Here is a 25,535-nt window from a genome sequence, read left to right as displayed (position 1 = left end):
ATGGCGGAGTTGGAGCGGGCACGGGACGCCGAGCGCCGACCGCTGCTCGAGGTCCGGGACCTGGCGGTGTCCTTCCCGACGGCCACCGGTGGGTGGCTGCCGGTGGTGGAGAACGTGTCGTTCACCCTCGGCCAGGGCGAGTCCGCCGCACTGGTCGGGGAGTCGGGCTCCGGAAAGACGGTCACCTCGCTGGCCGTCATGGGTCTGGCGGGCGTCTCCGGCGGGCGGATCACGTCCGGGTCGGTCACCTTTGACGGCCGTGAGCTGACCGCGCTCCCGGAGCGCGAATGGCAGCGACTGCGGGGGCCTGGGCTGGGGATGATCTTCCAGCAGCCGATCCGGAGTTTGAACCCCGCCTTCACCGTCGGAGACCAGATCGCGGAGTCCGCGCGCCGACATCTCGGCCTGGACCGACGCAAGGCCAGGGCCCGGGCGGTCGAGATGCTCGAACTGGTACAGATTCCCCGGGCGGCGGAACGGGTGAACGACTACCCGCACCAGTTCAGTGGCGGAATGTGCCAGCGGGTGATGATCGCGATGGTGATGGCTGCCAACCCACGGTTGCTGATCGCCGACGAACCGACCACCGCGCTCGATGTGACGGTGCAGAAGCGGATTCTGGACCTGCTGCGGGAGTTGCAGGAGCAGACCGGGGTGTCGTTGTTGTTCGTCAGCCATGACCTGGCGGTGGTGGCCGAACTCTGCCAGCGGGTCATGGTGATGTACGCCGGGCAGGTCGTGGAGAGCGGAACGGCCTCGGACGTCTTCTTCCGGCCGACGCATCCGTACACCGCAGGTCTGCTGGCCGCTATTCCCAGGCCGGGGCTGCGTACCGACCGCCGGCTGACGGCCATCGCCGGGAGTATTCCGGCTCCCGGCCACTGGCCGGTGGGCTGCCGATTCCATGACCGGTGTCAGTACAGTGCGCCCGGCGTCTGTGACGTCCGCGTTCCCGGGCTGCTCCCGGCCGGTCCGACGGCCGAGAGCCGGTGCCTACGGGTGGACGAAATCGAGCTGCGGGGAGTGACGGTCTGATGAGTCTGCTGGACGTATCGGGTGTGTCGAAGTCCTTCTCCACCGGCCGGGATTTCCTGGGCCGGCCGAAGCGGAGCCTGCCCGCGGTCCACGATGTCAGTTTCACCCTTGACAAGGGGGAGTGTCTGGCCGTCGTGGGCGAGTCCGGAGCCGGCAAGTCCACCCTGGGGCGGATGGTCCTGCGCCTGATCAAGCCGGATGCGGGACGAATCACGTTCGACGGTATCGATGTCCTCGGGGTTGGATCGGCCCAGATGCGCCGGCTGCGCCAGCGGATGCAGATGATCTTCCAGGATCCGCACAGCTCGCTGAACCCTCGGATGAGTGTGGCGGAGGCGGTCGCCGAGCCGCTGCTGGTGCACTCCGACCTCGGGCGCGTCGACCGACAGAAGCGGGCGGCAGAGCTGCTGGACCGGGTGGGGATCGGCCACAGGTACCTCGGTCGTTATCCGGCGGAACTGTCCGGCGGGCAACTCCAGCGGGTGGCGATCGCTCGGGCGCTGACCCTCAAGCCGAGCCTGATCGTGTGTGACGAGCCGGTGGCCGCGCTCGACGTCTCGGTCCGGGCGCAGGTGCTCAACCTGTTGCGGGACCTGCAGGAGGAGTTCGGGCTGGCGTATCTGTTCGTGAGCCATGACCTGGCGCTGGTGGAGGTGATCGCCGACCGGGTGCTGGTGATGGCGGAGGGCCGGACGGTCGAACAGGGAACCGTCCAGCAGATCTTCCAGGCACCCACCGAGGAGTACACCCAGCGGCTGCTGGCTGCCATCCCGGTGCCGGTTCCGCGGGACGCCAGCGGCCAGCGGATGATCGACGTTGCGCGTTCGTGATGACGAACGACGGGCCGGTGCCGGCCGGCCCTGGCGTCGACTGGGACCCGGCGGATCATCGCGACCGGGCCGACCTGGTCGAGGCGGCCCGTCGGCTCATGTCAGCGGTCGCATTGACCGATGTCCCACCCGACGAACTGCGTCGGGTCACGGAGCAACTGCACCGACTCACCGGCCGGCTCACCATCGCCACCCGACCGAGGTGCCTGCGGTTTCCGCTGCCCACCGCCGGGTTCCAGGGACGGGTCCGGGGCTCGGCCGACCCCGTGCTCGGCCTGTTCAATCCGATCGCGGTCCCGCTCGTCCCGACCATCGGCGCGGACGGCACGGCACGCGGCACGGTGACGTTGGGGCCGCTGTTCGAGGGCCCACCCGAGCTGGTGCACGGGGGCTGCAGCGCGCTGCTGATGGACGGGATCATGGGAACGCTGGTGCGTGCCCTGGGGATCAACGCCATGACCGGGACGCTGACTCTGCGCTATCTGGCTCCCACACCGCTGGACCGGCCGTTGGATCTGTCGGCGCGGGCAGTGTCCCGGGAGGGGCGCAAGACCACCATCGAAGGCCGGATCACCGCCGACGGCAGGCCGACAGTGCTGGGCACGGGCATCTTCGTGTCACCGGCCGGCGCGACCCCGGAACAACCGTCCCCGACTCGACCCTAGAACGGTTCCGGCCCGATCCCGACAACCGTCCGGTCTTCAGGCCGGAACGGTCCGAGATCGGGCCGGAGGCTCTTGTTCGTTATGGCGCCGGTGACGACTCTTCCGCCCCGGTGAGCACCACTCGGCCGAAGAAGTTGGACTCCTCCAGATAGCGGTGGGCGGCCGTCGCCTCGGCCAGCGGAAAGGTCCGATCCACGATCGGCCGTTGATCCGCCGCCACCATCAGGTCCAGGCAGCCCCGCAGGTGCGCGGCGATCTCCTCGCGACCGGGGCGACCGATGCCGTGGATGTGCCAACCCTTGGTCATCAGCCGGCCGAGGTGCAGGCTGCCCCGGGCGCCGGCGGTGACTCCGCAGGTGACGATCCGACCGCCCGGCGCGAGCACCGACAGCAGCCGTTCCCAGAGTTCGCCCCCGATCGGGTCGATGATGACGTCCATCTCGGCGCCGCCGGCGGCGGCACGGATCTCGTCAACGAGGTCGGCCGAGTAGTGGTTCAGGGCTGCCCGGGCACCGAGTGAGCAGGCGGTCTGCCGTTTCCAGTCCTGGCCGGCCGTCGCGTACACCTCGGCGCCGAGGTGTACGCCGAGTTGGAGCGCGAAGCTGCCCACGGCTCCGCTGGCGGCCACCACGAGGACGCGCTCACCGGACCGCAGCCCGGTGATGTTCGCGATCGCGTCGAACGCCGTACGGCCTGCCGTCGGCAACGCCGCGGCCTCGGCGAACGACCATCGGGGCGGCTTGGGCAGGGTGTGCCAGTACGGTGCCAGGGCGTACTGCGCGTGTGCGGCGGAGCCGAGGGCGAGCACCTCGTCACCGGCTCGGAACCTCCGGACGTTCGCCCCGACCGCCGTGACGACGCCGGCCATGTCCCGGCCGAGGGTCTGCGGCGTGGTGACCGCCATCCCGTGGCTGCCCTGACGGATGTAGTTGTCGACCCGGTCGAGACTGGCCGCGTACACCTGGATCAGTACCTCGTCCGGACCCGGTAGCGGTACGGCCACTCGCTGGTGGTGCAGCGGCTCGGTCGGACCCGACCGTTGCAGGACCGACGCGTACATCGAATCGTCACCTGATGGCCCGGGGGCGGTGGCCCTGGTACCTGTCGAATCGGGCATCACGTCAGCGGGAGATCCAGGGTGCACCGGGCTACCAGATGGTCACCCATCGAGTTGTAGCCCCGGACCGCCACGTCGACGAGCCCCGCCCCGTCCTGGAGCCGCTTGTCGCTGACGGTGCCCACCAGCGTCAGGGTGTCGCCGGGGAAGTTCTGCTTCTGCAACCGGACCTGGATGGCTTTCAGCACCGCCTCGGGCCCGGCCCAGTCGGTCAGGAAGCAGTTGACCAGGCCGGTTGACCCGAGAATGTTCATGTAGACGTCGCGGGCGCCTCGACGTAGCGCGGCGTCGCGGTCCAGGTGGACGTCGTTGAAGTCGAAGGTGGCCGTGGCCAGCGCCGCGATGGAGAGCTGGGTCAGCGGTACGGGCCACGGGGCGAGGACCATGCCGGGCTCGACGTCGGCGAAGGTGATCGTGTCGACCCGCCGGGCCGGCCGAGCGGGCTGGAAGACCGGGAGCAGTTCGCCGGTACGGGTTTCGCGGGTCAGGACGTCCACCCGCATCCCGACGTGCACGGCCTGTGGCTCGACGTTGAGCAGGTCGGACACGACGGTGGTGCCATCGGCCAGTTCGACGTCGGCGACGACGAACGGTCGCTCCTCGGTCGGCTCGACGGCGTAGACGGGTTGCAGGAACGACCGTACCGTCCCGATGCCGGAGCGGGTGGGAATCGCCTGCGCGCGAGGTCGGGAGATCGGTTGCAGACGGTCCACGGCGCTGCTGTCGTCCGTCGGTGTCCCTTGCCGGGTCGACGGGTTCCAGCGCAGCATCCTCAGCAGCACGCGTCCCACCAGCTCGCCGGTTTCGGTGACGTACTCGCTGACCAGATCGATGAAGTGTCCCTGTCCGAGAGCGGTTTGCTTCTCCTCGGACACCGCGCCGATGTGCTGGATCTGGGACAGGTGGTCACCGGGCCGCAGCGGACGGATGTACTCGTGATTGTTGTTGACCGCGGCGACGGAGGTGAAGCCCCGTTCCGCCAGGATCTCGGTGACGATGTCGAGCGGTTCGCCGTACCGGTGGGCCCGCCGGTTCCCGGGCAGGGTCCACATGTTCAGGGTGGTCGCGGGGGCGGTGATTCCGCCGAACCGGGACTGCTGGGCCCATGCCGGGTCCTGGTAGGCCGGGTTGTCGTCGCCCACCGCGTCGCACCAGATCCGGATGATCGGTTCGCTGACCGGATCCTTGGCCCGGCGTGGTTCACCCCGTTTTCCGATGACCGAGCGGAGTCTTTCCAGGTAGGCCAGTGAGTCCTCGGCTGGCGCCGCAGGGCTGACGGCGGGGTTGGCGGCGGCCAGGTCTCCGGGCGGGGCGACAGCCATCCGGCCCTCCTTTGGGATCGGTTCCGGGCGAACCGGACATTGTTGCCAAGCTAGCGCTTGCTACGAACCTAGGGTGGACGTCTGGCGGGGTCAAGGGTTCGGGCTTCGGGTGTTCCCGGATCGGGCCTTGGGGTCGACATTGCTGGCCGATTGGGCGGCTCAACTGTGTCTTGACCCACCTCGGGGCCGTTGCTACCTTGAACCAAGCGCTTGCTTGGTGGTGTGGCGCTGATGACTCGGAGCGCGGTCGCGTGAGCGTGACGCACCTGAGCGGGCTGCGACGGCGAGGCGACCGGTTGGTGCGCGGGGCCGGACTAAGAAGGAGGAACAATGACGGGCAGGCCGGTCAGCGATCAACTCAGCGGAACATCGATTCTTCACGGAATCGAATCCGGTCTGGCGAGGGGTTCCGACACAACGCTCTTCTTCAACCACGAGTCCTACCCCCTGGCCGAGTTGGACCGCGAGGCCAACCAACTGGCCGACTTCTTCTCCTCGCAGGTTTCGCCGGGTGACCGGATCGGTGTGATGGCCCGCAACGGGCGCATGGCGCTGCTGACCTGGTGGGCGGCGGCCAAGTGCGGCGGGATAGTGGTGCCCTACAACACCTCCAACGTGGGCGAGATCCTGCGGCACCAGGTGACCGACAGCGCGCCCCGCCTGCTGATCGCGCAGACGGAGTTCGCCGAGGAGTTGGTGCGCTGTTCGAGCGGCATCGCCGCCGATCTGGCCGCCGTCGTCGTCGACGGCAGCGACGCCGCCGTGGCTGGGTACTCCGGGACGACCTTCACCTTCGACGCGGTGCTCGCTCAGGGGGACAGCGGATTCCGCGCTCGTCCGTCCCGGCCACGCGACCCGAGTCATCTGATCTATACGGCGGGGACCACCGGCCCGTCCAAGGCCTGCGTCGTCAGTCACAGCTACATCTGCAACATGGCCCGGGACCTCATCACCAACGTCGAGCGCAAGTCTGAAGAGCGCCTCTGGACCCCGTTGCCGCTGTTCCACCTGGCGGCCGTCGCGCACGTCACGGCCAGTGTGCTGCTGGGCGGCTCGATCAGCCTGGCCAGCCGGTTCTCGGTCAGCCGGTTCTGGGACGACATCGAGAAGAGCGAGGCAACGATCGCCGCGCTGATGGGCTCCATGCTGCCCATGATCGCCCAGGCGCCCGAGACGGAAACGACTCGCCGGACCCGGGGCCAGTTGCGGGTGGTGAGCGGATCGCCGGTCTCCGCCGAGTTGGCCCGAGTGTGGCAGGAACGGTTCGGTGTGTCCCGGGTGGGCGCGGGGGCGTACGGCATGACCGAGGCCTCGCTCATCACCTCCACGCCGCCGGACCAGTACCGGGCCGGCAGTGCCGGTAAGGAGAACGACTCGTTCGAGGTACGCATCGTCGACGAAGACGGGAATCAGGTTCCGGCGGACGCCGTCGGGGAGATCGTCTGCCGGCCGAAGCGGCCGGGCGCCATGTTCAACGGCTACTGGCGCCGGCCGGAACAGACCGTGACCGCGTGGCGGGATCTCTGGTTCCACACCGGCGACCTCGGCCGCATCGACCCCGATGGGTTCCTCTATTTCGTGGATCGCAACAAGGACTACCTCCGCCGCGGCGGTGAGAACATCTCCAGCTTCGAGATGGAAGCGATCTTCGGAGCCCACCCCGACATCGTTGTGGTCGCGGTCCACGCCGTGCCGTCCGAGCTGAACGAGGACGAGGTCAAGGTGACCGCGGTCCGGGTCGAGGGCAGTTCACTGACCGCGTCCGAACTGCACGAGTGGTCGGTCGGTCGGGTGCCCCGGTACGCCATGCCCCGATACATCGAGTTCCGCACCGAGTTGCCCCGCAACCCGGTGGGCCGGGTGCTCAAGCATCAACTCCGTGCGGAGGGCATCACCGGGGACACCTGGGCCAGCGCACCATCGGGCCGGAAGAGCCGAGTCTAGGAAGAGTGGACAGAGCCGGATGACACACCTTCACCCCCACCCCCAAGGCCCCCTCGTCGGCGTCCGGGTGGTCGAACTGGCCGCGCTCGGCCCGGTCCCGTTCGCCGGGATGCTGCTGTCGGACATGGGTGCTGACGTGGTGCGGATCGACCGCGCGGGCCTGTCAGTGGAGCAGCGCGCCCGGGCCAGGAACAACGTGATGAACCGGGGGCGGCGCTCCGTGGCGCTGGACCTGAAGTCATCATCCGGGCAGGCTGCCGCCCATCGGATGATGGCCCAGGCCGATGTGCTGATGGAAGGCTTCCGGCCGGGCGTGGCGGAGCGGCTCGGGTTGGCTCCGCAGCAGTGTCTGGAGGCCAATCCCCGGCTGGTCTACGGCCGGATGTCGGGCTGGGGGCAGGCCGCGCCGAACCGGGGCGAGCCGGGGCACGACATCAACTTTCTCGCTGCCTCGGGGCTGCTGGACACCATCGGCACCGAGGACTCCGGTCCGGTCCCGCCCTTGATGTATCTCGGTGACTTCGCCGGTGGCGGCCTGACGTTGGCCCTCGCCATCGTCAGCGCACTGGTGGAGCGGGCCACGTCCGGGCGGGGGCAGGTGATCGACGCCTCGATCCTGGACGGCACCGCGCAACTGGGGATCGTCGTACAGGGGGCGACAGCCAGGGGAACCTGGCATCCGCAGCGGGGTACGAACGCCTTCGACACCGGTGCGCCCTACTACAACGTGTATGCCTGTCGCGATGGCCGGCATCTGGCGGTCGGAGCCGTCGAGCCGGAGTTCTACGCGAACCTTCTGCGGGTCCTGGGCTTGACGGACATTTCGGTCGAGGGCCAGAACGACCGTTCGTCCTGGCCCGCCCTGAAGCTACGGATCGCCGAGCTGATCCGTAGCCGTGACCTCGCCGACTGGGTGGCGGCCTTCCAGGGCGTGGAGGCATGCGTCACCCCGGTCCTGGATATCGACGAGGCGATGCGCGACCAACGGTTCCACACGCCGGACGCATACGTCGACTACGACGGCGTACGGCAGTCGGCCCCGACTCCCCGGTTCTCTCGGACGCCGAGCGGAGTGCATCGCCCGTCGCCGCTGCCCGGAGAGCACTCCGAGCAGGTGCTGCGTGAATACGGATTCGACGACGACGCCATCGGGCGGTTGCTCGACGACCGGATCGAGCAGTAACCGTGGCCGTTTCTTCCGTCCACAAGGCGGCGGCCAAAACTTCTGACTTGAAAGGAATTTAGCGTGCTCTTGCGGAGAAACAAACTCATTGCCCTATTTTGTGGCGTCGCTCTCACTGCCTCGGCCTGCACGGGCGGCGGTTCGAACAAGCCGTCCGGCTCCTCGGAGATCGACCGTGACGCGGTGTTGCGGGTGGCCTGGGCCCTGCCCATGCCCACGCTTGATCCCATGCTGCTGACCAGCGTGGCCAGCCAGGGGAACCTCTCGCCCGTCTATGACCGGCTGATCCAGGTGGACGGTAAGGACAAGTTGCTCCCGATGCTGGCCACGTCGTGGCAGTACTCGGGCGGCGGCGAATATCTTGAACTGAAGCTTCGTTCCGACGTCAAGTTCCACGACGGTACGACCTTCGACGCCGCAGCGGTAAAGGCCAACATCGAGCGCGGCAAGACCCACCCGAAGAGCACGGTGAAGGGGGCGCTGAAGTCGATCACCTCGGTCGAGGTGATCGATCCCACCACGGCCCGGGTGCACCTGGTCAAGGGACAGGGCGCCGAGCTGCCCAGCCTGTTCAGCTCGAACGCGGGAATGATGATCAGCCCGAAGGCGCTGGCGGACCCGTCCCGTGACCTGACGAACAACCCGGGGGACGCGGGCTCCGGCCCGTACGTAATCACCGCCTTCGTGCCCCAGGAAAAGATCACCATGAAGCGGGCGCCAAGCTACTGGGACCCCAAGGTGGGCCAGTTGGCCGGCTTGGAAGTCTCTCGGGTCGCGAACAACACCACGCGGTTGAACGGCGTTTCGGCGGGCGAGCTGGACATCACCGGGGTCAGCGCGCCGAACGATCTGACGCGGGCCGCCGACCTGGCCGGGCGCGGCACGTTCAACATCGACAAGGTTCAGTTCCGCAACGTGATGAGTCTCTTCCTCGATGCGAAGAAGGGAAACCTGGCCGACCTCAAGGTGCGGCAGGCGATCGCCCACGCCATCGATCCGGAAAAGATCGCGGCACTCTTCTCCGGCACCTGCACCCCGTACCGGCAGTTCTACCCCGAGGACTCCTGGCCGGCGCTGAAGGGTTACCAGTACCCGTACAAGCCGGACCTGGCAAAGGCCAAGCAGTTGATCTCCGAGGCGGGCGGCGCGAAATTTGAGTTGACCTTCTCCGCGCAGACGAACACCGAGCAGCCGGCGAACGTGATCCAGGCGGCGCTGAAGGACGCGGGAGCGGACGTCAAGCTCGTCCCGGTACCCAACAGCGAGCACGACGCCCGTTACCAGGCAGGCGACTTCGACTCGATGGTGTCGAACGGGTTCAACCCGAAGATCGATCCGGCTGAGACGATGGCGACGTACTTCCTCGGCAGCTACCGGATCGCCGCGGACCCAGCGGCCGTGAAGCCCCTGGCCGACCAAGCGGCCAACCCGACGCTGCCCGAGGCGGAGCGGGCCAAGATCTACCAGCAGATCTGGGAGAAGGTGCTGCAGGAGGCGTGGTTCATCCCGATCTGCCGGCAGACGCATGCCATCATCTCCAGCCCCAAGGTGATCAACGCGGAGGGCCTTCCGTGGGCCAACCTCGGCTACATGGACCTGCGGTCCGTGGCCATGGTGAAGTGAGCAAGTCTGATCATTAGCGGGAGCGGACAGCGCGTCGCGCGACGGCCGCCTTCGGTGGGTCGCCCGGGTCCGATTGGATGCGGCGTGTTGTACCAGCCGTCCTAGGCAAGCGAAGATCGCGTCTCGGCCTCGCATCGGGTCCGCGCCGTGGGTGTGGCTCAACGACCACGTCCAACCGATCCGCTCCGCGATCACCGTGGCCGGCATCGTCCAAGGTGATTGCGAAGTCGGGCGGGGGCGCTTCGATCAGGAGGTCTGGGGTTCCTGGCGTGGGCGCCGCTCCACGGCGGGTGCGCCTCCCGGTGCCTATGGAGCTGAGTCGGGTACGACATCAGCCACGCTCGCCGCGCTCGGCGACCGCAAGCGACGACCCGACGTAGCGGTGCGTAACGCGACGGCGGTGGGTAACGCGACGGCGGTGGCCGACCGGCGGTGAGGACGTAAACGACTCAGCTCCATAGGCGCCGCCCCACGGCATCGACCGCCGCGCCCACAACTCGGCCCCGGCCCTGGTGGTGCTGCCGCGGGGTGACCAGTCAGTGATGCACCGCAAGCCAGCAATGTGCCCTGCTTCCCGATCGGGTCGACCCGGATAGTCGCGGCCGGTGGGAGCACCCTGAGCCGGATCGATACCCGATTTTCCGCCATGCGGGGTTGGGGCTCTGGGCCGGATCAGCCTCTGGGCCGGATCAGCCTCTGGGCCGGATCAACCGAGCCGGGTCCGGCCCGGCCCGGTGCGAAAGGTCGAGGCCAGGCCCGCGACCGCGGTGACCCCGCCGAATATCGCGAATGACCAGCCCGGGTCCGTTGCCTGGCTCAGCACGCCCATGGCCAGTCCACCGAACGGCAGTAGACCGCCCCAGCAGAGGATGTAGAGACTCATCACTCGGCCACGCTGCGTGTCGTCGATCACCTGCTGGAGCAACGAGCTGATCGAAGTCATGATCGAGAGAGTGAGGCCGCCGGCGGCGATGATGAGCAGGGCGACCAGTGGCGCCGACGTGGTCATCCCGACCAGTGCCACCACGATTCCGAGAGCTGTCAACTGTTTCGCGGCGGCGGGCAGGGACATCCGGCCTCGGCGGCGCGCGACACTGAAAATTCCGAAGAGCGAGCCAATGCCGCCGAGCGTGGCCAGGACCAGAAAGGCGGTATTTCCGTCATCGGATATGCGGGCCCCGACGACAGGCAGTTGAGCCTGATAGGACGACCCGAAGATCGAGGTGATTGCCGTGATCGCCAGGGCCATCGCAGCCGGCGGCCGTTGCCGGACATGGGCAATCCCCGCGAGTACCTGTCGGTGCATTCTGGCCCGGACGGGTGGGAACGCCGGCCGGGGCGGTGCGGGCAGTCGCCACGCGAGCAGCACGGCTGCGATGGCCGCCAGGCAGCAGACCGTGAAGGCCAGCGTCGAGCCGGCGAGCATGAGCAACGGGCCAGCCACGGCCGGACCGAGGATACGGGCGAGATTGAGACCGGCGGCCTGCAGGGGGATCGCACTGGCCAGATCGGCGGTCGCCACCGTACCCGCGATGAGGGCCTGGTTGGTCGGCGAGACGACGGTGACCACACAACCGGCCAGGAAACCCAGCGCGGTGACCATGATGGTCGGCATCGCGTCGAGCCCGGCCAGCAGGATGCAGAGGCTGTCGAGCACCACCGCGCAACAGAGTACGGCGAGCAGTAGGCGTCGGCGGTCCCGCGTGTCGGCCAGCACCCCGGCCGGCAGAGAGAACAGCAGGAATGGCGCTGTCGTGAAGAAGTAGAGGATGCCCAGCAGCAATGCGTTGTTGTTCGTGCGGTTGGCGACCTCCCATTGGAAGGCGACGACCGCCAACCAGTGGGCCAGCTGGATCAGTAGCGCCGATGTCCACAGGAGCCGAAAAGGCCGGTGGCGCAGCGTGCGGAACATGTCCATCCGCCCACCTCCGCTCAAATGGGTGCTTCAGGCAATCACGCGAGCGAAGGCTACCAAGCGCTTGGTTGGCATGGCCAGGGTTGCCCTGGAGGGATGGATCACGTTCGCTGGCGGACCATGGCCGGTCAGACGGTGTATCCGCCGTCGACATCGAGTTGTTGGCCGGTGATGAAGCGGGCCCGGTCGCTGGCGAGGAAACAGACCGCCTCCGCTATGTCCTCGGCGGTGCCGAAGGTGCGCAGCGGGATGTTCGCCCGGGCGACGCCCAAGGCGCGTTCGTCAAGGTCGCCGGAGGCGATCAGCCGAGCTGCCATACCGTCGGTGAGCATGCCCGGTCCGACGCAGTTGGCGCGTACGCCGTATCGGCCCTCTTCGGCGGCGACGCCCCGGACCAGCGCTTCGACGGCACCCTTGGGGCCGGCGGACAGGCCGTCGCGGACCGGGAAGCGGCGGGTGGCGGCCGTGGTGACCGCGATCAGGCTGCCCCGGCTCTGGCGTAGCAACGGTAGCCCGGCCCGCATCAGGTGGAAGAAGCCGAGCGTGTCCTGTTCGAGTTGACTGCGGAAGGCGGCCGGGGTGATCTGGCTGAGGTGGACCATGGGCACATGCGGTCCGGCGGCATAGATCACGGTGTGCAGGCCGCCGAAGCGCTCGGCGGCTTCGGCGAGCACCGTCGAGCTGGCCTCGGCGTCGGTCAGGTCGAGCTGCCAGGTGGCGGCGTGTTCGACCGAGGTGGCCAGGGTGTCCGCCGCCTCGGCGTTGCGATGGTAGGTCAGGGCCAGCGCGCTGCCTCGGGCGGCGAGCATTCGGGCGATGGCGGTGCCGAGGCCGCCGGTTGCGCCGGCGACCAGTGCGGCGCCCGGCCGACCGGAAAAGTCGTCGATCATGACCGCTAGCCTACCAAGCAAGCGTTTGGTAGGCTAGCGGTCATGGGTGTCACATGGCGCGAGTGGTGATCCGGTCGGATCCGACGCGTCCGGCCGAGGCCGAAGCGACTGTGACCCGCCAGGGCGGGAAATCCTAGGAGAGTGATCATGGGCAGGACAGATGCGGGCCGGGTGGTCGTGGTGACCGGAGCCGGGCAGGGACTCGGCCGGGCCCATGCGTTGGCCTTCGCGGCGGCCGGTGCCAGGGTGGTGGTCAACGACGTGGGGGCCGGAGCAGCCGAGGTGGTCGGTGAGATCCAGCGGGCGGGCGGCACGGCGATCGCCAGCGTCGGCGACGTGGCTGACTGGGGCTATGCCGAGCAGTTGGTCAGTGTGGCCGTCGAGGCGTTCGGTCAGCTTGATGCCTTGGTCAACAACGCCGGCCTGGTCCGGGACCGGATGCTGGTGAACCTCTCCGAGGCGGAGTGGGACCTTGTGCTCCGGGTCGACCTGAAGGGGCACTTCGCGCCGCTGCGGCACGCCGCGGCGTACTGGCGGGACCGGGCCAAAGCCGGCGCGCCGGTCGCCGCCCGGGTGGTCAACACCAGCTCCGGGGCGGGGCTGATGGGCAGTGTCGGGCAGAGCAACTATGCGGCGGCCAAGGCCGGCGTGGCGGCACTCACCCAGGTCGCGGCGGTGGAGTTGGCCCGCTACGGGATCACCGTCAACGCGGTTGCGCCGTCGGCGCGTACCGCGATGACCGCCGCCGTCTTCGCCGACACGATGCGCGCGCCCGAGGACGGCTTCGACCAGATGGCCGCCGAGAACGTCTCCCCGCTGGTGGTCTGGCTGGCCAGCGCCGACGCCGGTGACGTCACCGGTCGGATCTTCGAGGTGGCCGGCGGCGAGGTCAGTGTCGCCGACGGCTGGCAGCACGGCGAGCCGGTCAACGCCGGCCGTCGCTGGCAGCCCGAGGAACTGGGGCCGGTGGTCCGCGACCTGATCGCCCGGGGGCCGGTCCCCGCACCGGTCTACGGGGCCTGAGATGCCCGCTGTCACGGCACTGTCCGACGCCGACTTCCGGGCCACCGTGCGGGACTGGCTCGCCACCCACCTGACCGGCGAGTTCGCCGCGTTGGCCGGCACCGGTGGTCCCGGCCGCGAACACGAGAACATCCCCTTGCGTACGGCGTGGGAGCGCGAGCTGGGCGACGCCGGCTGGATCGGGCTGGGCTGGCCACAGGCGAACGGCGGTGGCGGAGCCAGCATCGCCCAGCAGGTGATCTTCTTCGAGGAGTACGCCCGGGCCGGTGGCCCCGGCCGGCTCAGTCACATCGGGGAGTACCTGCTGGCGCCGACCCTGATCGCGTTCGGCACCGAGGAACAGCGCCGTCGTTTCCTACCACCCATCGCCGCCGCCACCGAGTTCTGGTGCCAGGGCTATTCCGAGCCCGACGCCGGTTCCGACCTGGCCGCCGTGCAGACCCGGGCGGTCCGCGACGGCGACGTCTGGCGGATCACCGGTCAGAAGGTGTGGACCTCGCTGGCGCACATCGCCGACTGGTGCTTCGTGCTGGCCCGCACCGACCCGCAGGCGCCCAAACACCGGGGCCTGTCCTACCTGCTGGTGCCGATGGACCAGCCGGGCGTGCAGGTACGCCCGATCACCCAGCTCACCGGCAGCTCCGAATTCAACGAGGTGTTCTTCGACGACGCGGTCACCGCGGCGGAGAACATCGTCGGCCAGCCCGGTGACGGGTGGCGGGTGGCCACCGGCACACTGGCCTTCGAGCGGGGCGTGGCCACGCTCGGCCAGCAGCTCGGCTTCGCCCGGGAACTGGACGACGTGATCGGGACCGCCCGGGCCGGCGGCGTCCACGACGACCCGGTCTGGCGGGACCGGATCACCGACGCGTGGATCGGGCTACAGGTGCTGCGGCACCACGCGCTGCGCACCCTGGGCACCCCCGAGGGCGACCTGCCGGGGGTGGAGGCGTCGGTCGCCAAGCTGCTCTGGGCACCCTGGCACCAGCAACTGGGCGAACTGGCCATGGCGGTCGCCGGACCGGCGGCGACGCTGACCGGCGATGAGCTCTCCGACATTCAGCGCCTGTTTCTCTTCACTCGGGCCGACACCATCTATGGCGGCTCCAACGAGATCCAGCGCAACATCATCGCGGACCGGCTGCTCGGCCGGGTGCCGCGCGGCTAGGGGGTACGGGTGGAGTTCGGTTTCACCGCCGAGCAGGCGGAACTACGCGACACGGTCCGGAGCTTCCTGAGCCGGCATGCCACCTCCGCACGGGTCCGCGCGGCCGAGGGCTTCGACGCCGGGCTGTGGCAACGGCTGACCGGCGAACTGGGCGTGGCGGCGCTGGCCATCAGTGAGGAGTACGGCGGGTTCGGCGCCTCCGAGGTGGAGGTGGGACTCGTCCTGGAGGAGGCGGGGCGGGTGCTGCTCCCGGCGCCGTACCTCGCCACGGTCACAGCGGCGGCGGCCGTCGACGGGGAACTGGCTGCCGACCTGCTGGCCGGGATCGCCGACGGCAGCACCATCGCCACCCTGGCGCTGGCCGAGCCGGGCGTGGGCTGGACGCCGGAAAGCTGGACCTGCACCGCCCGCCGGTCCGGCGACGGCTACCTGCTCGACGGCGTCAAGGAACATGTCCTGGACGGGCAGGTCGCCGACGTGGCCGTCGTCGCGGCGGTGTGCGACGCAGAACCGGGCCTGTACGCGGTGCGGACCGGCGACGCCCGGCGTACCGGGTACGCCACCCTGGATCCGACCCGTCGCCAGGCACGACTGGAGTTCACCGCGACGCCCGCCACCCTGGTCGGCCGGCGGGGCGTGGCTCATGCCCTGGACCTGCTGTGGGCGGCACTCGCGGTCGAGTCGGTCGGGGTGGCGCGGGCCAGCCTGGAGCTGACCATCGACTACCTCAAGACGCGTGAGCAGTTCGGCGTACCGCTGGCACACTTCCAGGCGCTGCGGCACCGGATCGCCGATCTGGCCGTGGCGGTCGAGGCGGCCACCTCCAGCGCCTGGTACGCACTGCGCGTGGCCGGTACGGCGGAGTTCGCCGTGGCCGCCCCGGTGGCCAAGCTGGTCGCCACCAGGGCCGCCTACGCGGTGACGGCGGAGAGCATCCAACTGCATGGCGGGATCGGCTTCACCTGGGAACACGACGCGCACCTCTACCTCAAGCGGGCCACCGCAAACCAGTTGCTGCTCGGTGACGAGGTGACCCTGCGCCGGCTGATCGCCACCCGGGCCGGTCTCTAGGGTTTCGAGCTGCTTGATCACCTCCGTCGGGGCCGGCCCATCAGGACGGCTTCGCTATGGGTGTGGGGTCGGGCGGGCGGTGTCGGCGTAGGCGGGCCGCTGGCCGCCACCGTCGACCACCAGATTGGCGCCGGTGACGTAGCCGGCCAGTGGTGAGGTGAGAAGCAGGCACGCGTCGGCGATGTCGTCCGGGGTCGCCATCCGGCCGAGCGGGACGGTGGCGGCGACGGCGGCCAGGGCTTCCTCGTCGCCGTAGTGGTCAGCGGTTTCCTCAGTGCGCACCATGCCGACGGTGATGCAGTTGACGCGTACCGCAGGGGCCCACTCCACGGCCAGGGCCTGGGTCAGCACCGCCAGGCCGGCTTTGGCGGCGGCGTAGACGGCGGTGCCCGGGGCCGGGCGGATGGCGGCGACGCTGCCGATGTTGAGGATGAGGCCGCCGGTCTCCTGCTGTTGCATGATCGCGTTCGCCGCCTGCGCGACGAAGAACGGGGCAAGCAGGTTGAGCCGGACCACCGAGGTCGCCAGGTTGGGGGAGGCGGTCGCGGCGGGTACGGAGGGGGAGCCGCCCGCGTTGTTCACCACGATGTCCAGCCGGCCGAAGCGGCGGACCGCCTCGTCGACCAGCTGGCCGGCCTGCGCCGGGTCGCGTACGTCGGCGGCGGTGAACTCGATCCCGTCCGGCAGGTCGGCGGGCTCGGATCGTCCGCAGACCAGCACTGAGGCGCCAGTGGACCGTAGTCGGGCGGCGATCGCGCGTCCAATGCCCCGGGTGCCGCCGGTCACCACCGCCACCTGTCCGGTCAACGGGGTGGCCAACCGGGCCAGCGCGGTCGCCGACCGGTTCAGGTCAGAGCCGCTCGATGATGGTGACATTGGCCGTCCCTCCGCCCTCGCACATGGTCTGGAGCCCGTACCGGCCACCGGTGCGCTCCAGCTCGTTGAGCAGTGTGGTCATCAACCGGACGCCGGTCGCGCCCAGTGGGTGGCCGAGCGCGATCGCCCCGCCGTTGACGTTGACCCGGTCCAGGTCGAAGCCGGTCTCCTGCTGCCAGGCGAGCACGACCGGGGCGAACGCCTCGTTGATCTCTACCAGGTCGATGTCCTCGACGCGCAGGCCGGCGCGGTTCAGGGCGTACTCGGTGGCCGGGATCGGTCCGGTGAGCATGTAGACCGGGTCGGCGGCGCGGACGCTGAGGTGGTGGATGCGGGCGCGGGGGCGTAGGCCGTGGGCGGCGACCGCGCGCGGCGAGGCGACCAGCAGCGCCGCGGCGGCGTCGGAGATCTGGCTGGCGAGCGCGGCGGTGACCCGGCCCGCCTCGGTCAGCGGCTCCAGGCCGGCCATCTTCGCCAGCGACGTGTCTCGGCGCGGGCACTCGTCAACCTCGACCCCGTCCAGCGGGACGATCTCGCGGACGAAGCGTCCCGAGTCGATGGCGGTGATGGCACGCCGGTGGCTCTCCAGCGCGAACTCCTCCATCTCGACCCGGCTGATGTTCCACCTGGCGGCGATCAGCTCGGCCGCCCGGAACTGGGAGATCTCCTGGTCGCCGTAGCGCTCGCGCCAGCCGGCTGAGCCGGAGAACGGGTCGGTGAAGCCGAGCGGTACGCCGGCGGTCATCGCCGAGGAGATCGGCACCTTGCTCATGTTCTGTACGCCGCCGGCCACGACCAGGTCGGCGGTGCCGGAGAGGACGGCCTGGGCAGCGAAGTGCACCGCCTGCTGCGAGGAGCCGCACTGCCGGTCCACGGTGACACCGGGCACCTCCTCGGGAAGCCCGGCGGCCAGCCAGGAGGTGCGGGCGATGTTGCCGGCCTGCGGGCCGATCGCATCGACGCAGCCGAAGATCACGTCGTCGACGGCGGCCGGGTCGATGCCGGTCCGGTCGACGAGGGCACGCAGAACGTGGGCCCCGAGGTCGGCCGGGTGGACCCCGGAGAGTCCGCCGTTGCGTCTGGTGACCGGGGTCCGAACGGCGTCAACAAGGTATGCCTCTGTGTCCGTCACGTCTCGGACCTTACCAACCAAGCGCTCGGTTGGTAACCTGCGACGGTGCTGACGGACGTGACCGACCCAACAACTGCCAGGACGATTCCCGACCTCGTGCGCCGATGTGCGTACGCCTATCCGGACCGTGACGCCGTGGTCGACGGCGCGGTGCGACTCGGCTTCCCGCAGCTCGCCGACGAGACGGAGCGATTCGCCCGTGGGCTGATCGGCCATGGCGTGACACCCGGGGACCGGGTGGCGATCTGGGCACCGAACGGCTGGCGCTGGGTGGTGGCCGCGCTCGGCGCGGTCAGCGCCGGGGCGGTGCTGGTGCCGCTCAACACGCGTTTCAAGGGGGCTGAGGCCGCGTACATCCTGGGCCGGACCCGGGCCCGGCTGCTGATCACCGACGACGGCTTCCTCGGCAACCACTACGTGGCGATGCTCGACGACCAGGAGTTGCCGCACCTGTCGACGGTGGTGGTGATGGCGGGTGACCCGCCCCGATCTGCCGCCGGCCGGTCCGTGCTGGCCTGGGACGACCTGCTGGCCGGGGGTGCGGCGGTCCCGGTGGCCGAGGCGCGGCGGCGGGCGGCGGCGGTCGCCCCGGACGACCTCTGCGACATCTTCTTCACCTCGGGCACGACCGGGCAGCCCAAGGGGGTGCTGCTTGCCCACGGACAGACCATCCAGCTCTATGTCTCGTGGTCCGAGCGGGCCACGCTCCGCCCCGGTGACCGCTGTCTGCTGGTCAACCCGTTCTTCCACACGTTCGGCTACAAGGCCGGGATAATCGCCTGCCTGTTGCGTGGTACGGCGATCGTGCCGCAGCCGGTGCTCGATGTGGCGGCCACCCTGGACCTTGTCGAGCGGGAACGGATCACCGTACTGCCTGGTCCGCCGACGTTGTACACCTCGATCCTCGATCATCCGGAGCGTGCCGGGCGAGACCTGTCCAGCCTCCGGGTCGCGATCACCGGCGCGACCACGGTCCCGGTGGCGCTGATCGAGCGACTGCGCACCGAGTTGGCCATGCCGACGGTGTTGACCGCCTACGGGCTGACCGAGTCGGGCGGCACCGCCACCATGTGCCGGCCGGAGGACACCCCGGTCACCGTCGCCACCACCTGTGGCGCGCCCGTGCCCGACGTGGACGTACGGGTGGTGGGGTTCGACGGCGTGCCGCTGCCGGCCGGCGAGCCGGGTGAGGTGCTGATTCGGGGCTACAACGTGACCCGGGGCTACTTCGAGGACGAGGCGGCCACCCTGGAGGCGATCGACTCGGACGGTTGGCTGCGTACCGGCGATGTCGGGGTACTCGACGAGCGGGGCTACCTGCGGATCACCGACCGGATCAAGGACATGTTCATCGTGGGCGGGTTCAACGCCTATCCCGCCGAGATCGAACAGACGCTGGCCCGGCATCCGGGGGTGGCCGAGGCGGCCGTTGTCGGGGTGCCGGACGACCGCCTCGGTGAAGTGGGTCGGGCCTTTGTGGTGCCGCATCCCGGCAGTGACATCGAGGCGGCGGAGGTCGTCGCCTTCTGCCGGGCGAACCTGGCCAACTACAAGGTGCCCCGGTCGGTGATCCTCGTCGAGGCCCTGCCGCGAAATGCCAGCGGCAAGGTGGTCAAGTCCTCCCTCCGGGAGGCGATGTGAGTCGGGCGCCACTGTCGGCGAGGGTGCGGGGGGCATTGCGAGACTGACCAAGCGCTTGTTAGGTTACTGGTGTGGAGTTGGGTCTGGTGGCCGGCGAAACCCGTCGCGGTGGCCGCCGGCGTCAGTTGGGTCGCTCCCCGATTCCCCGCAACCCGATGTGCCGTGCCGGAATGCTGGGCGACTTCGCCGGTCCGGTTCTCTTCCTGCTCTCCCCGCTCGCCGGTATCTCAACGGCGGGCTGCTGCCGGCGGACGGCGGCTGGATGGTCACTCAACAAAGGGGGCAAGCTATGCCAGAAGCCGTGATTGTGGCAGCCGCGCGTTCGCCGATCGGCCGGGCCTTCAAGGGCTCACTGACCGGGCTGCGCGGCGACGATCTTGCTGCCACCATCGCGCGTGCCGCACTGTCGCAGGTGCCCGCGTTCGACCCGCACGACCTCGACGATGTGTTGCTCGGGTGCGCGCAGCCGGCTGGTGAGCAGGGCTACAACCTCGGCCGGATGGTCGCGTTGCAACTCGGCCTCGACGACGTACCGGGCACGGTGGTGCAGCGATACTGCGCGTCCTCGGTGCAGACGACCCGGATGGCCTTCCACGCCATCAAGGCGGGCGAGGGGCACGCCTTCCTCTCCGCCGGTGTCGAGGTCGTCTCTCGGTACGACCGGGGCAAGTCGGACGGTGCGCCGGGTACCCACAATGCCCGGTACGCCGCCGCCGAGGAACGCACCGTCCGGCGGGCCGAGGCCGGGGCTGAGGTGTGGCGCGACCCGCGCGAGGACGGTGCGGAGCCGGATGTCTACATTGCCATGGGCCAGACCGCGGAGAACGTCGCGCAGCGGTCCGGCGTCACCCGCCGGGAACAGGACGAGTTCGCCGTACGAAGCCAGAACCTGGCCGAGCAGGCAGCCGCCGCCGGCTTCTGGGCCACCGACATCACCCCGGTTACGCTGTCCGACGGCACCGTGGTCAACCGCGACGACGGCCCCCGCGCCGGGGTGACCCTGGACAAGGTCAGCACCCTGAGCCCGGTGTTCCGTCCGGATGGGACGGTGACCGCAGCCAACTGCTGCCCGCTCAACGACGGTGCCGCCGCACTGGTGGTGATGAGCGACGTACGGGCTCGGGAACTGGGCCTGACGCCGCTCGCCCGGATCGTGGCCACCGGTGTGTCGGCGCTCAGCCCGGAGATCATGGGGCTCGGCCCGGTGGAGGCCAGCCGGCGGGCGCTCGCCAATGCCGGGATGTCCGTTGCCGACATCGACCTGGTGGAGATCAACGAGGCGTTCGCGGCCCAGGTGATCCCGTCCTACCGGATGCTCGGCATCGACCCGGACCGGGTCAACGTCCACGGTGGAGCGATCGCGCTCGGACACCCGTTCGGGATGACCGGCGCCCGGATCACCACCACCCTGATCAACTCGCTGCGGTTCCGGGACAAGCAGTTCGGCCTGGAGACCATGTGCACCGCCGGCGGGCAGGGGATGGCGCTGGTGATCGAGCGACTGTCCTGATCGGCGTCGACGGGCACGCGCCGCCCGGCACCGACTGCCTGGCCGGCAAGGCTGCTGGGTGGCCGGCGCCGGGCCGGTCAGGCCCGGGTGGTGGTGAGCCCGTCCAGGAACAGTGAGGTGCAGTCCTCGGCCAGGCTGGCGATGGGGTAGTCCTTGCTGGGTTTGAACCAGCGTACCGACAGCCACACGGCGTCCCGGATGAGCCGGTAGAGAATCTTCGGGTCGAGATCGGCCCGGAAGGCGCCCTCGGCGATGCCTTCCTCGATGACCTGCAGCCAGCTGTTCTGCACCTGCTTGCCAGCAGACTTCAGATAGCTGAACCGGTCGAGTTGAAGCAGGTAGTTGACGTTGTTCTGGTAGATCTCGGTGGCGTGCGGGTGGGCCTCGACCACTTCCAGGGAGGCCGCTACCAGGTCGTGCAACTTGTCACGGGGATTGGTCTCCCGCTTCAGCACATTCTCGTAACGAGTCCGGAGGTCCTCCAGGTAGGACGAGATGATCTCGTCGACCATGGCCTCCTTCGAATCGAAATGGTGGTAGAGGCTGCCGGAGAGGATGCCGACTTCATCGGCGATCTGGCGGACGGTGGTCGCGGCCACGCCCTTCTGGGCGAACAGGGAGGCGGCGCTGTCGAGGATCGCCTCGCGCCGGTCTACAGACTCTCGCGCCATTTTTTCTCGCAGACAGCTCGACGGAATGGAGGTATTGCTCGTTGGGGACTACGAGAGGTGCCCCGACTCAACGGCCCCCGGAGTGTACCGGCGCCGGTTGTGGTGTACCACTCGCCGCCGAGTGTAGCGCAACCAACCAAGCGCTTGCTATGTTGGCGCCAACCGAATCACCGGAGTCGAGATGCGCGGATGCTGGTCGATCTGACGGGCCCATCCGACGGTGAGTAGCCAGGCGGTACCAATGGCAAGAAGGCGGCGATGGCGAACAAGCGAATGACCGAGGACGAGGTCGTGGCGGAGCTGCGCTCCGGGATGACCGTCGGTATCGGAGGTTGGGGATCGCGGCGTAAGCCGATGTCTCTGGTTCGGGCGATTATGCGCTCCGACCTCACCGATCTGACCATCGTCGGTTATGGCGGTCCGGATGTCGGCCTGCTGCTCGCGGCGGGCAAGGTGCGTCGGCTGATCTACGGCTTCGTCTCGCTCGACTCGATCCCGTTGGAGCCGCACTTCCGGGCCGCCCGGCAGGCCGGCACCGTCGAGGTCACCGAGTACGACGAGGGCATGCTCCAGTTGGGTTTGTACGCGGCGGCCTCCCGGCTGCCCTTCCTGCCCACCCGGGCCGGGCTCGGCTCCGACGTGCTCCGGGTCAACCCCGACCTGCGGACCGTCGTGTCCCCGTACGAGGGCGCCGAGGAGTTGGTGGCCGTACCGGCGTTGCGGCTGGACGCCGCGCTGGTGCACCTGAACCGGGCTGACATGCACGGCAACGCCCAGTTCCTCGGCCCCGATCCGTACTTCGACGACCTTTTCTGCCAGGCCGCCGACCGGGCCTACGTCTCCTGTGAGCGGATCGTGTCCACCGAGGAGTTGACCGCCACCGCCTCCGTACACACCCTGCGGGTCCAGCGCTGGATGGTGCGGGGCGTGGTCGAGGCGCCCAACGGGGCGCACTTCACCTCCTGCGATCCGGACTACGGGCGGGACGAGGAGTTCCAGCGGGAATACGCAGCCGCAGCCGCCGATCCGGCTGCCTGGACCGAGTTCCGGGCGCGCTACCTGGACACGGACGAGGCCGGCTACCAGGCGGCGGTGCGGGACCGGCAGACAGCGCAGACAACCGGGGGTCCGGCGGTCGCCAGCGGCAGGGGAGAGGGCAAGTGAGCGACGTGGGCAGCGGAGGTACGGCGGTGCGGAGCGCGACCAGGGCAGAGGTCTGTGTGGTCGCCTGCGCCGAGGCGTGGCGCGGGGACGGCGAGATCCTGGCCAGTCCGATCGGGCTGATCCCGACGATCGGCGCCCGGCTGGCCCGTGCGACGTTCGATCCGGACCTGCTCCTCTCCGACGGGGAGGCGTACCTGACCCAGGGCACCTGGGCGATCGGCGAGGCGCCGCCGGTGATCGAGGGCTGGATCCCGTTCCGGCACATCTTCGATCTGATCTACGGCGGCCGGCGGCACGTGATGATGGGGCCGAGTCAGATCGACCGCTACGGCAACACCAACATCTCCGCCATCGGCGACTTCGACCGGCCCAAGGTGCAACTGCTCGGGGTCCGGGGGGCGCCGGGCAACACCGTGCACCACCCCACCAGCTACTGGGTGTCTCGGCACAGCCCTCGGATCTTCACCGCCACTGTCGACATGGTCTGCGGAGTCGGCTACGACCGGGCCGCCGCTGCCGGCGACGTGGTGACCCGCTTCCATGAACTGCGCCGGGTGGTCAGCAACCTCGGCGTCTTCGACTTCGCCACCCCGGACCACCGGATGCGACTGGTCTCGGTGCACCCCGGCGTCACCGTGCCCGAGGTGCTGGCCGCCACCGGGTTCGAGCTGGTCGTACCAGAGGACGTGCCGGAAACCCGGTTGCCGACGGCCGAGGAACTGCGTCTGATCCGTGAGGTCATCGACCCCCGGGACGCCCGATCGAAGGAAGTCCGTTGACGGCGGCGCTGCACACGCGGATCTGCGACCTCTTCGGAGTGCGCTACCCCGTCGTGCAGACCGGCATGGGCTGGGTCTCCGGAGCGCGGCTGACCTCGGCCACCGCCAACGCCGGCGGGTTGGGCATCCTGGCCAGTGCCACGATGAGTCTCGCCGAGCTGGAGTCGGCGATCCGCGAGACGAAGGAACTGACCGAGGCGCCGTTCGGCGTGAACCTGCGCGCCGACGCCCCGGACATCCTGGACCGGGTCGCGCTGCTGATCCGCGAGCGGGTGAAGGTGGCCTCCTTCGCGCTCGCGCCCAAGCCCGACCTGATCGCCCGGCTCAAGGACGCCGGTGTGGTGGTGGTGCCCTCGGTGGGCGCCCGCCGGCACGCGGAGAAGGTCGCCGGCTGGGGCGCGGACGCGGTGGTCGTACAGGGCGGTGAGGGCGGTGGTCACACCGGCCCGGTGCCGACGACCCTGCTGCTGCCCCAGGTGGTCGACGCGGTGGACATCCCGGTCATCGCGGCCGGCGGCTTCTTCGACGGTCGTGGTCTGGTGGCGGCGCTCGCCTACGGTGCTGCCGGGGTCGCGATGGGCACCCGCTTCCTGTTGACCAGTGACAGCGACGTGCCGGATGCGGTCAAGCAGCTCTATCTGGGTGCCTCAGTGACCGACACGGTGGTCACCGACGCGCTGGACGGCGTCCCGCAGCGCCTGCTGCGTACCCCGTTCGTGGACGGGCTGGCCGACGCGGGCCGGGCCCGGCGGCTGGGCCGGGCGCTGCGCAGCGCGATCGCCTTCCAGAAGCTGACCGGCACGCCGTGGCGGGACATGGTCCGGGAGGGGCTGGCCATGCGCAGCTCGCACGGTCTGGCGCTGAGTCAGGTCCTGTTGGCGGCGAACACCCCGATGCTGCTCAAGGCCGCGATGGTCGACGGTCGACCGGAGCTCGGGGTGATGTCCACCGGTCAGGTCAGCGGCCTGATCGACGATCTGCCGAGCTGCGCTGAGCTGATCGACCGGATCATGGACCAGGCTCGGACGGTGCTGGCGACGTTCGGTGCGGACGCCGATGCCGACGCATGAGATCGAGGGGGTCGTCCCGGTGGTCGACCCGGATCAGCCTGGGTGTCTGCCCGGATCAGCTTAGGCGTCCCGTACCCGTCGCATGGCACCTGCTCGCTGCCCGGACCAGCCGGGACGTGACCATTAAGGAGTACCAGTGTCCGCACCCACCAGTCATCAACTGCTCGCCGGCCGCACCGTGCTGGTGACCGCCGCCGCCGGCACCGGCATCGGCTACGCGACTGCCGAACGGTGCGCCCAGGAGGGCGCCCGGGTGGCGATCAGCGACCGGCACGAGCGCCGGCTCGCCGAGGCCGCCGAACGGCTGGCCGAGGTGATGGGCAGCGAGCCGGTCTCGGTTGTCTGCGACGTCACCGACGAGACGCAGGTACAGCGGATGTTCGACACGGTGATCGACCGTTACGGGCACCTCGACGTCCTGGTCAACAACGCCGGACTGGGCGGCACCGCCGAGGTGGTCGACATGACCGACGAGCAGTGGCACAGCGTCTTGGACGTCACCCTGACCGGCACGTTCCGCTGCACCCGGGCCGCGCTGCGGCACATGATGCCCCGGCGGACGGGCGCCATCGTCAACAACTCCTCGGTCATCGGCTGGCGTGCCCAGGAGGGCCAGGCGCACTACGCGGCGGCCAAGGCCGGCGTGATGGCGCTGACCCGCGCCTCCGCGCTGGAGGCAGCCAAGGCAGGGGTGCGGGTCAACGCGGTCGCCCCGTCCCTGGCGATGCACCCGCACCTGTCCAAGGTCACCACCGAGGAGCTGTTGGCCGAGCTGACCGGCCGGGAGGCGTTCGGGCGGGCGGCCGAGCCGTGGGAGGTCGCCAACGTGATCGTCTTCCTGGCCAGTGACTACGCCTCCTATCTGGTCGGCGAGGTCATCTCGGTCAGTAGCCAGCACCCCTGAGG

At 69.5% G+C, this 25,535-nt stretch carries 21 protein-coding genes and 1 pseudogene; 15 read left to right on the top strand and 7 right to left on the bottom strand.

Features of this window, described 5'->3' with window-relative positions:
* From OG617_RS34390 to OG617_RS34380, 3 genes are read left to right on the top strand one after another with little or no spacing between them, the layout of a single operon-like run.
* Positions 1-1,035 carry an ABC transporter ATP-binding protein gene (locus OG617_RS34390; protein WP_405097410.1) on the top strand — a complete coding sequence of 345 codons (1,035 nt, stop codon included), beginning with the start codon at positions 1-3 and terminating at the stop codon, positions 1,033-1,035.
* Positions 1,035-1,865 (top strand): ATP-binding cassette domain-containing protein, encoded by an 831-nt coding sequence (locus tag OG617_RS34385; protein ID WP_405097408.1) that lies wholly within the window; start codon positions 1,035-1,037, stop codon positions 1,863-1,865. Before OG617_RS34390 ends, OG617_RS34385 begins: the two co-directional genes overlap by 1 nt.
* Complete coding sequence (locus OG617_RS34380) at positions 1,865-2,530, top strand: PaaI family thioesterase (RefSeq protein WP_405097406.1); 666 nt, start codon at positions 1,865-1,867, stop codon at positions 2,528-2,530. The genes OG617_RS34385 and OG617_RS34380 overlap by 1 nt, the downstream gene beginning before the upstream one ends.
* A gap of 79 nt (positions 2,531-2,609) precedes the next feature.
* On the opposite strand, the gene OG617_RS34375 is transcribed toward OG617_RS34380, so the two are convergent.
* Positions 2,610-3,590: a zinc-binding alcohol dehydrogenase family protein gene (locus OG617_RS34375; protein ID WP_405097403.1), complete on the bottom strand. Its 981-nt coding sequence runs from the start codon at positions 3,588-3,590 to the stop codon at positions 2,610-2,612.
* Between the two features lie 56 nt (positions 3,591-3,646).
* The gene (locus tag OG617_RS34370) at positions 3,647-4,969 is read right to left on the bottom strand and encodes a MaoC family dehydratase N-terminal domain-containing protein (RefSeq protein WP_405097401.1); all 1,323 of its coding nucleotides are present in this window, start codon (positions 4,967-4,969) and stop codon (positions 3,647-3,649) included.
* 330 nt (positions 4,970-5,299) lie between these two features.
* Between OG617_RS34370 and OG617_RS34365 the strand changes: the two genes are divergently transcribed.
* From OG617_RS34365 to OG617_RS34355, 3 genes are all read left to right on the top strand, one after another.
* A complete protein-coding gene (locus OG617_RS34365) occupies positions 5,300-6,913 on the top strand; it encodes an AMP-binding protein (RefSeq protein WP_405097399.1) in 1,614 nt (537 codons plus the stop codon).
* A 19-nt stretch (positions 6,914-6,932) separates the two neighbouring features.
* Positions 6,933-8,096 (top strand): CaiB/BaiF CoA transferase family protein, encoded by a 1,164-nt coding sequence (locus OG617_RS34360; protein WP_405097397.1) that lies wholly within the window; start codon positions 6,933-6,935, stop codon positions 8,094-8,096.
* Positions 8,097-8,159: 63 nt separating this feature from the next.
* Positions 8,160-9,719 (top strand): ABC transporter substrate-binding protein, encoded by a 1,560-nt coding sequence (locus OG617_RS34355; protein WP_405097394.1) that lies wholly within the window; start codon positions 8,160-8,162, stop codon positions 9,717-9,719.
* 706 nt (positions 9,720-10,425) lie between these two features.
* Here OG617_RS34355 and OG617_RS34350 read toward each other — a convergent pair.
* Positions 10,426-11,637 (bottom strand): MFS transporter, encoded by a 1,212-nt coding sequence (locus OG617_RS34350; protein ID WP_405097392.1) that lies wholly within the window; start codon positions 11,635-11,637, stop codon positions 10,426-10,428.
* A 125-nt stretch (positions 11,638-11,762) separates the two neighbouring features.
* Entirely contained in the window at positions 11,763-12,524 is a 762-nt protein-coding gene (locus OG617_RS34345) for an SDR family NAD(P)-dependent oxidoreductase (protein ID WP_405097390.1), read from the bottom strand.
* A gap of 147 nt (positions 12,525-12,671) precedes the next feature.
* On the opposite strand from OG617_RS34345, the gene OG617_RS34340 reads away from it, so the two are divergent.
* The 3 genes from OG617_RS34340 to OG617_RS34330 are packed head-to-tail and all read left to right on the top strand — an operon-like array spanning position 12,672 to position 15,786.
* Entirely contained in the window at positions 12,672-13,547 is an 876-nt protein-coding gene (locus tag OG617_RS34340; RefSeq protein WP_405097388.1) for an SDR family oxidoreductase, read from the top strand.
* A 19-nt stretch (positions 13,548-13,566) separates the two neighbouring features.
* Entirely contained in the window at positions 13,567-14,715 is a 1,149-nt protein-coding gene (locus tag OG617_RS34335; RefSeq protein ID WP_405104048.1) for an acyl-CoA dehydrogenase family protein, read from the top strand.
* 9 nt (positions 14,716-14,724) lie between these two features.
* Entirely contained in the window at positions 14,725-15,786 is a 1,062-nt protein-coding gene (locus tag OG617_RS34330; RefSeq protein ID WP_396679705.1) for an acyl-CoA dehydrogenase family protein, read from the top strand.
* Between the two features lie 54 nt (positions 15,787-15,840).
* On the opposite strand, the gene OG617_RS34325 is transcribed toward OG617_RS34330, so the two are convergent.
* Positions 15,841-16,662 (bottom strand): SDR family oxidoreductase, encoded by an 822-nt coding sequence (locus OG617_RS34325; protein ID WP_405097386.1) that lies wholly within the window; start codon positions 16,660-16,662, stop codon positions 15,841-15,843.
* Positions 16,637-17,794, bottom strand: a complete 1,158-nt coding sequence (locus OG617_RS34320) for an acetyl-CoA C-acetyltransferase (RefSeq protein ID WP_405097384.1) — start codon at positions 17,792-17,794, stop codon at positions 16,637-16,639. The genes OG617_RS34325 and OG617_RS34320 overlap by 26 nt, the downstream gene beginning before the upstream one ends.
* 45 nt (positions 17,795-17,839) lie before the next feature.
* On the opposite strand from OG617_RS34320, the gene OG617_RS34315 reads away from it, so the two are divergent.
* Both OG617_RS34315 and OG617_RS34310 read left to right on the top strand, forming a co-directional pair.
* Positions 17,840-19,435, top strand: a complete 1,596-nt coding sequence (locus OG617_RS34315) for a FadD3 family acyl-CoA ligase (RefSeq protein WP_405097382.1) — start codon at positions 17,840-17,842, stop codon at positions 19,433-19,435.
* A gap of 289 nt (positions 19,436-19,724) precedes the next feature.
* A complete protein-coding gene (locus OG617_RS34310) occupies positions 19,725-20,945 on the top strand; it encodes an acetyl-CoA C-acetyltransferase (protein ID WP_405097380.1) in 1,221 nt (406 codons plus the stop codon).
* A gap of 77 nt (positions 20,946-21,022) precedes the next feature.
* Here the strand turns inward: OG617_RS34310 and OG617_RS34305 are convergent, their stop codons facing one another.
* A complete protein-coding gene (locus OG617_RS34305; RefSeq protein WP_405097378.1) occupies positions 21,023-21,616 on the bottom strand; it encodes a TetR/AcrR family transcriptional regulator in 594 nt (197 codons plus the stop codon).
* A 258-nt stretch (positions 21,617-21,874) separates the two neighbouring features.
* Here OG617_RS34305 and OG617_RS34300 point away from each other — a divergent pair.
* The 4 genes and pseudogenes from OG617_RS34300 to OG617_RS34285 all read left to right on the top strand — a co-directional run.
* Positions 21,875-22,711: pseudogene (locus OG617_RS34300) on the top strand (CoA transferase subunit A); the annotation flags it as partial.
* A 95-nt stretch (positions 22,712-22,806) separates the two neighbouring features.
* Positions 22,807-23,559: a CoA-transferase subunit beta gene (locus OG617_RS34295; RefSeq protein ID WP_396679859.1), complete on the top strand. Its 753-nt coding sequence runs from the start codon at positions 22,807-22,809 to the stop codon at positions 23,557-23,559.
* Positions 23,556-24,629 carry an NAD(P)H-dependent flavin oxidoreductase gene (locus OG617_RS34290; RefSeq protein WP_405097376.1) on the top strand — a complete coding sequence of 358 codons (1,074 nt, stop codon included), beginning with the start codon at positions 23,556-23,558 and terminating at the stop codon, positions 24,627-24,629. The genes OG617_RS34295 and OG617_RS34290 overlap by 4 nt, the downstream gene beginning before the upstream one ends.
* A 136-nt stretch (positions 24,630-24,765) precedes the next feature.
* Positions 24,766-25,533, top strand: a complete 768-nt coding sequence (locus OG617_RS34285; protein ID WP_396673482.1) for an SDR family oxidoreductase — start codon at positions 24,766-24,768, stop codon at positions 25,531-25,533.
* Positions 25,534-25,535 lie beyond the last annotated feature (2 nt).

Source organism: Micromonospora sp. NBC_01412, assembly GCF_045040215.1.
In the GTDB taxonomy this organism is placed as follows: Bacteria; Actinomycetota; Actinomycetes; order Mycobacteriales; family Micromonosporaceae; genus Micromonospora; species Micromonospora rubida.
Note: the sequence above shows the minus strand (reverse complement) of the source record. Positions and strands in the feature narration are given on the sequence as shown.

Excerpts from the sequence above, each read along its gene's own strand:
- OG617_RS34325 (WP_405097386.1), bottom strand. The coding sequence starts at position 16,662 with ATGTCACCATCATCGAGCGGCTCTGACCTGAACCGGTCGGCGACCGCG.
- OG617_RS34385 (WP_405097408.1), top strand. The coding sequence starts at position 1,035 with ATGAGTCTGCTGGACGTATCGGGTGTGTCGAAGTCCTTCTCCACCGGC.
- OG617_RS34375 (WP_405097403.1), bottom strand. The coding sequence starts at position 3,590 with ATGTACGCGTCGGTCCTGCAACGGTCGGGTCCGACCGAGCCGCTGCAC.
- OG617_RS34305 (WP_405097378.1), bottom strand. The coding sequence starts at position 21,616 with ATGGCGCGAGAGTCTGTAGACCGGCGCGAGGCGATCCTCGACAGCGCC.
- OG617_RS34380 (WP_405097406.1), top strand. The coding sequence starts at position 1,865 with ATGACGAACGACGGGCCGGTGCCGGCCGGCCCTGGCGTCGACTGGGAC.
- OG617_RS34360 (WP_405097397.1), top strand. The coding sequence starts at position 6,933 with ATGACACACCTTCACCCCCACCCCCAAGGCCCCCTCGTCGGCGTCCGG.
- OG617_RS34345 (WP_405097390.1), bottom strand. The coding sequence starts at position 12,524 with ATGATCGACGACTTTTCCGGTCGGCCGGGCGCCGCACTGGTCGCCGGC.
- OG617_RS34310 (WP_405097380.1), top strand. The coding sequence starts at position 19,725 with ATGCCAGAAGCCGTGATTGTGGCAGCCGCGCGTTCGCCGATCGGCCGG.
- OG617_RS34365 (WP_405097399.1), top strand. The coding sequence starts at position 5,300 with ATGACGGGCAGGCCGGTCAGCGATCAACTCAGCGGAACATCGATTCTT.
- OG617_RS34390 (WP_405097410.1), top strand. The coding sequence starts at position 1 with ATGGCGGAGTTGGAGCGGGCACGGGACGCCGAGCGCCGACCGCTGCTC.
- OG617_RS34350 (WP_405097392.1), bottom strand. The coding sequence starts at position 11,637 with ATGGACATGTTCCGCACGCTGCGCCACCGGCCTTTTCGGCTCCTGTGG.
- OG617_RS34370 (WP_405097401.1), bottom strand. The coding sequence starts at position 4,969 with ATGGCTGTCGCCCCGCCCGGAGACCTGGCCGCCGCCAACCCCGCCGTC.
- OG617_RS34340 (WP_405097388.1), top strand. The coding sequence starts at position 12,672 with ATGGGCAGGACAGATGCGGGCCGGGTGGTCGTGGTGACCGGAGCCGGG.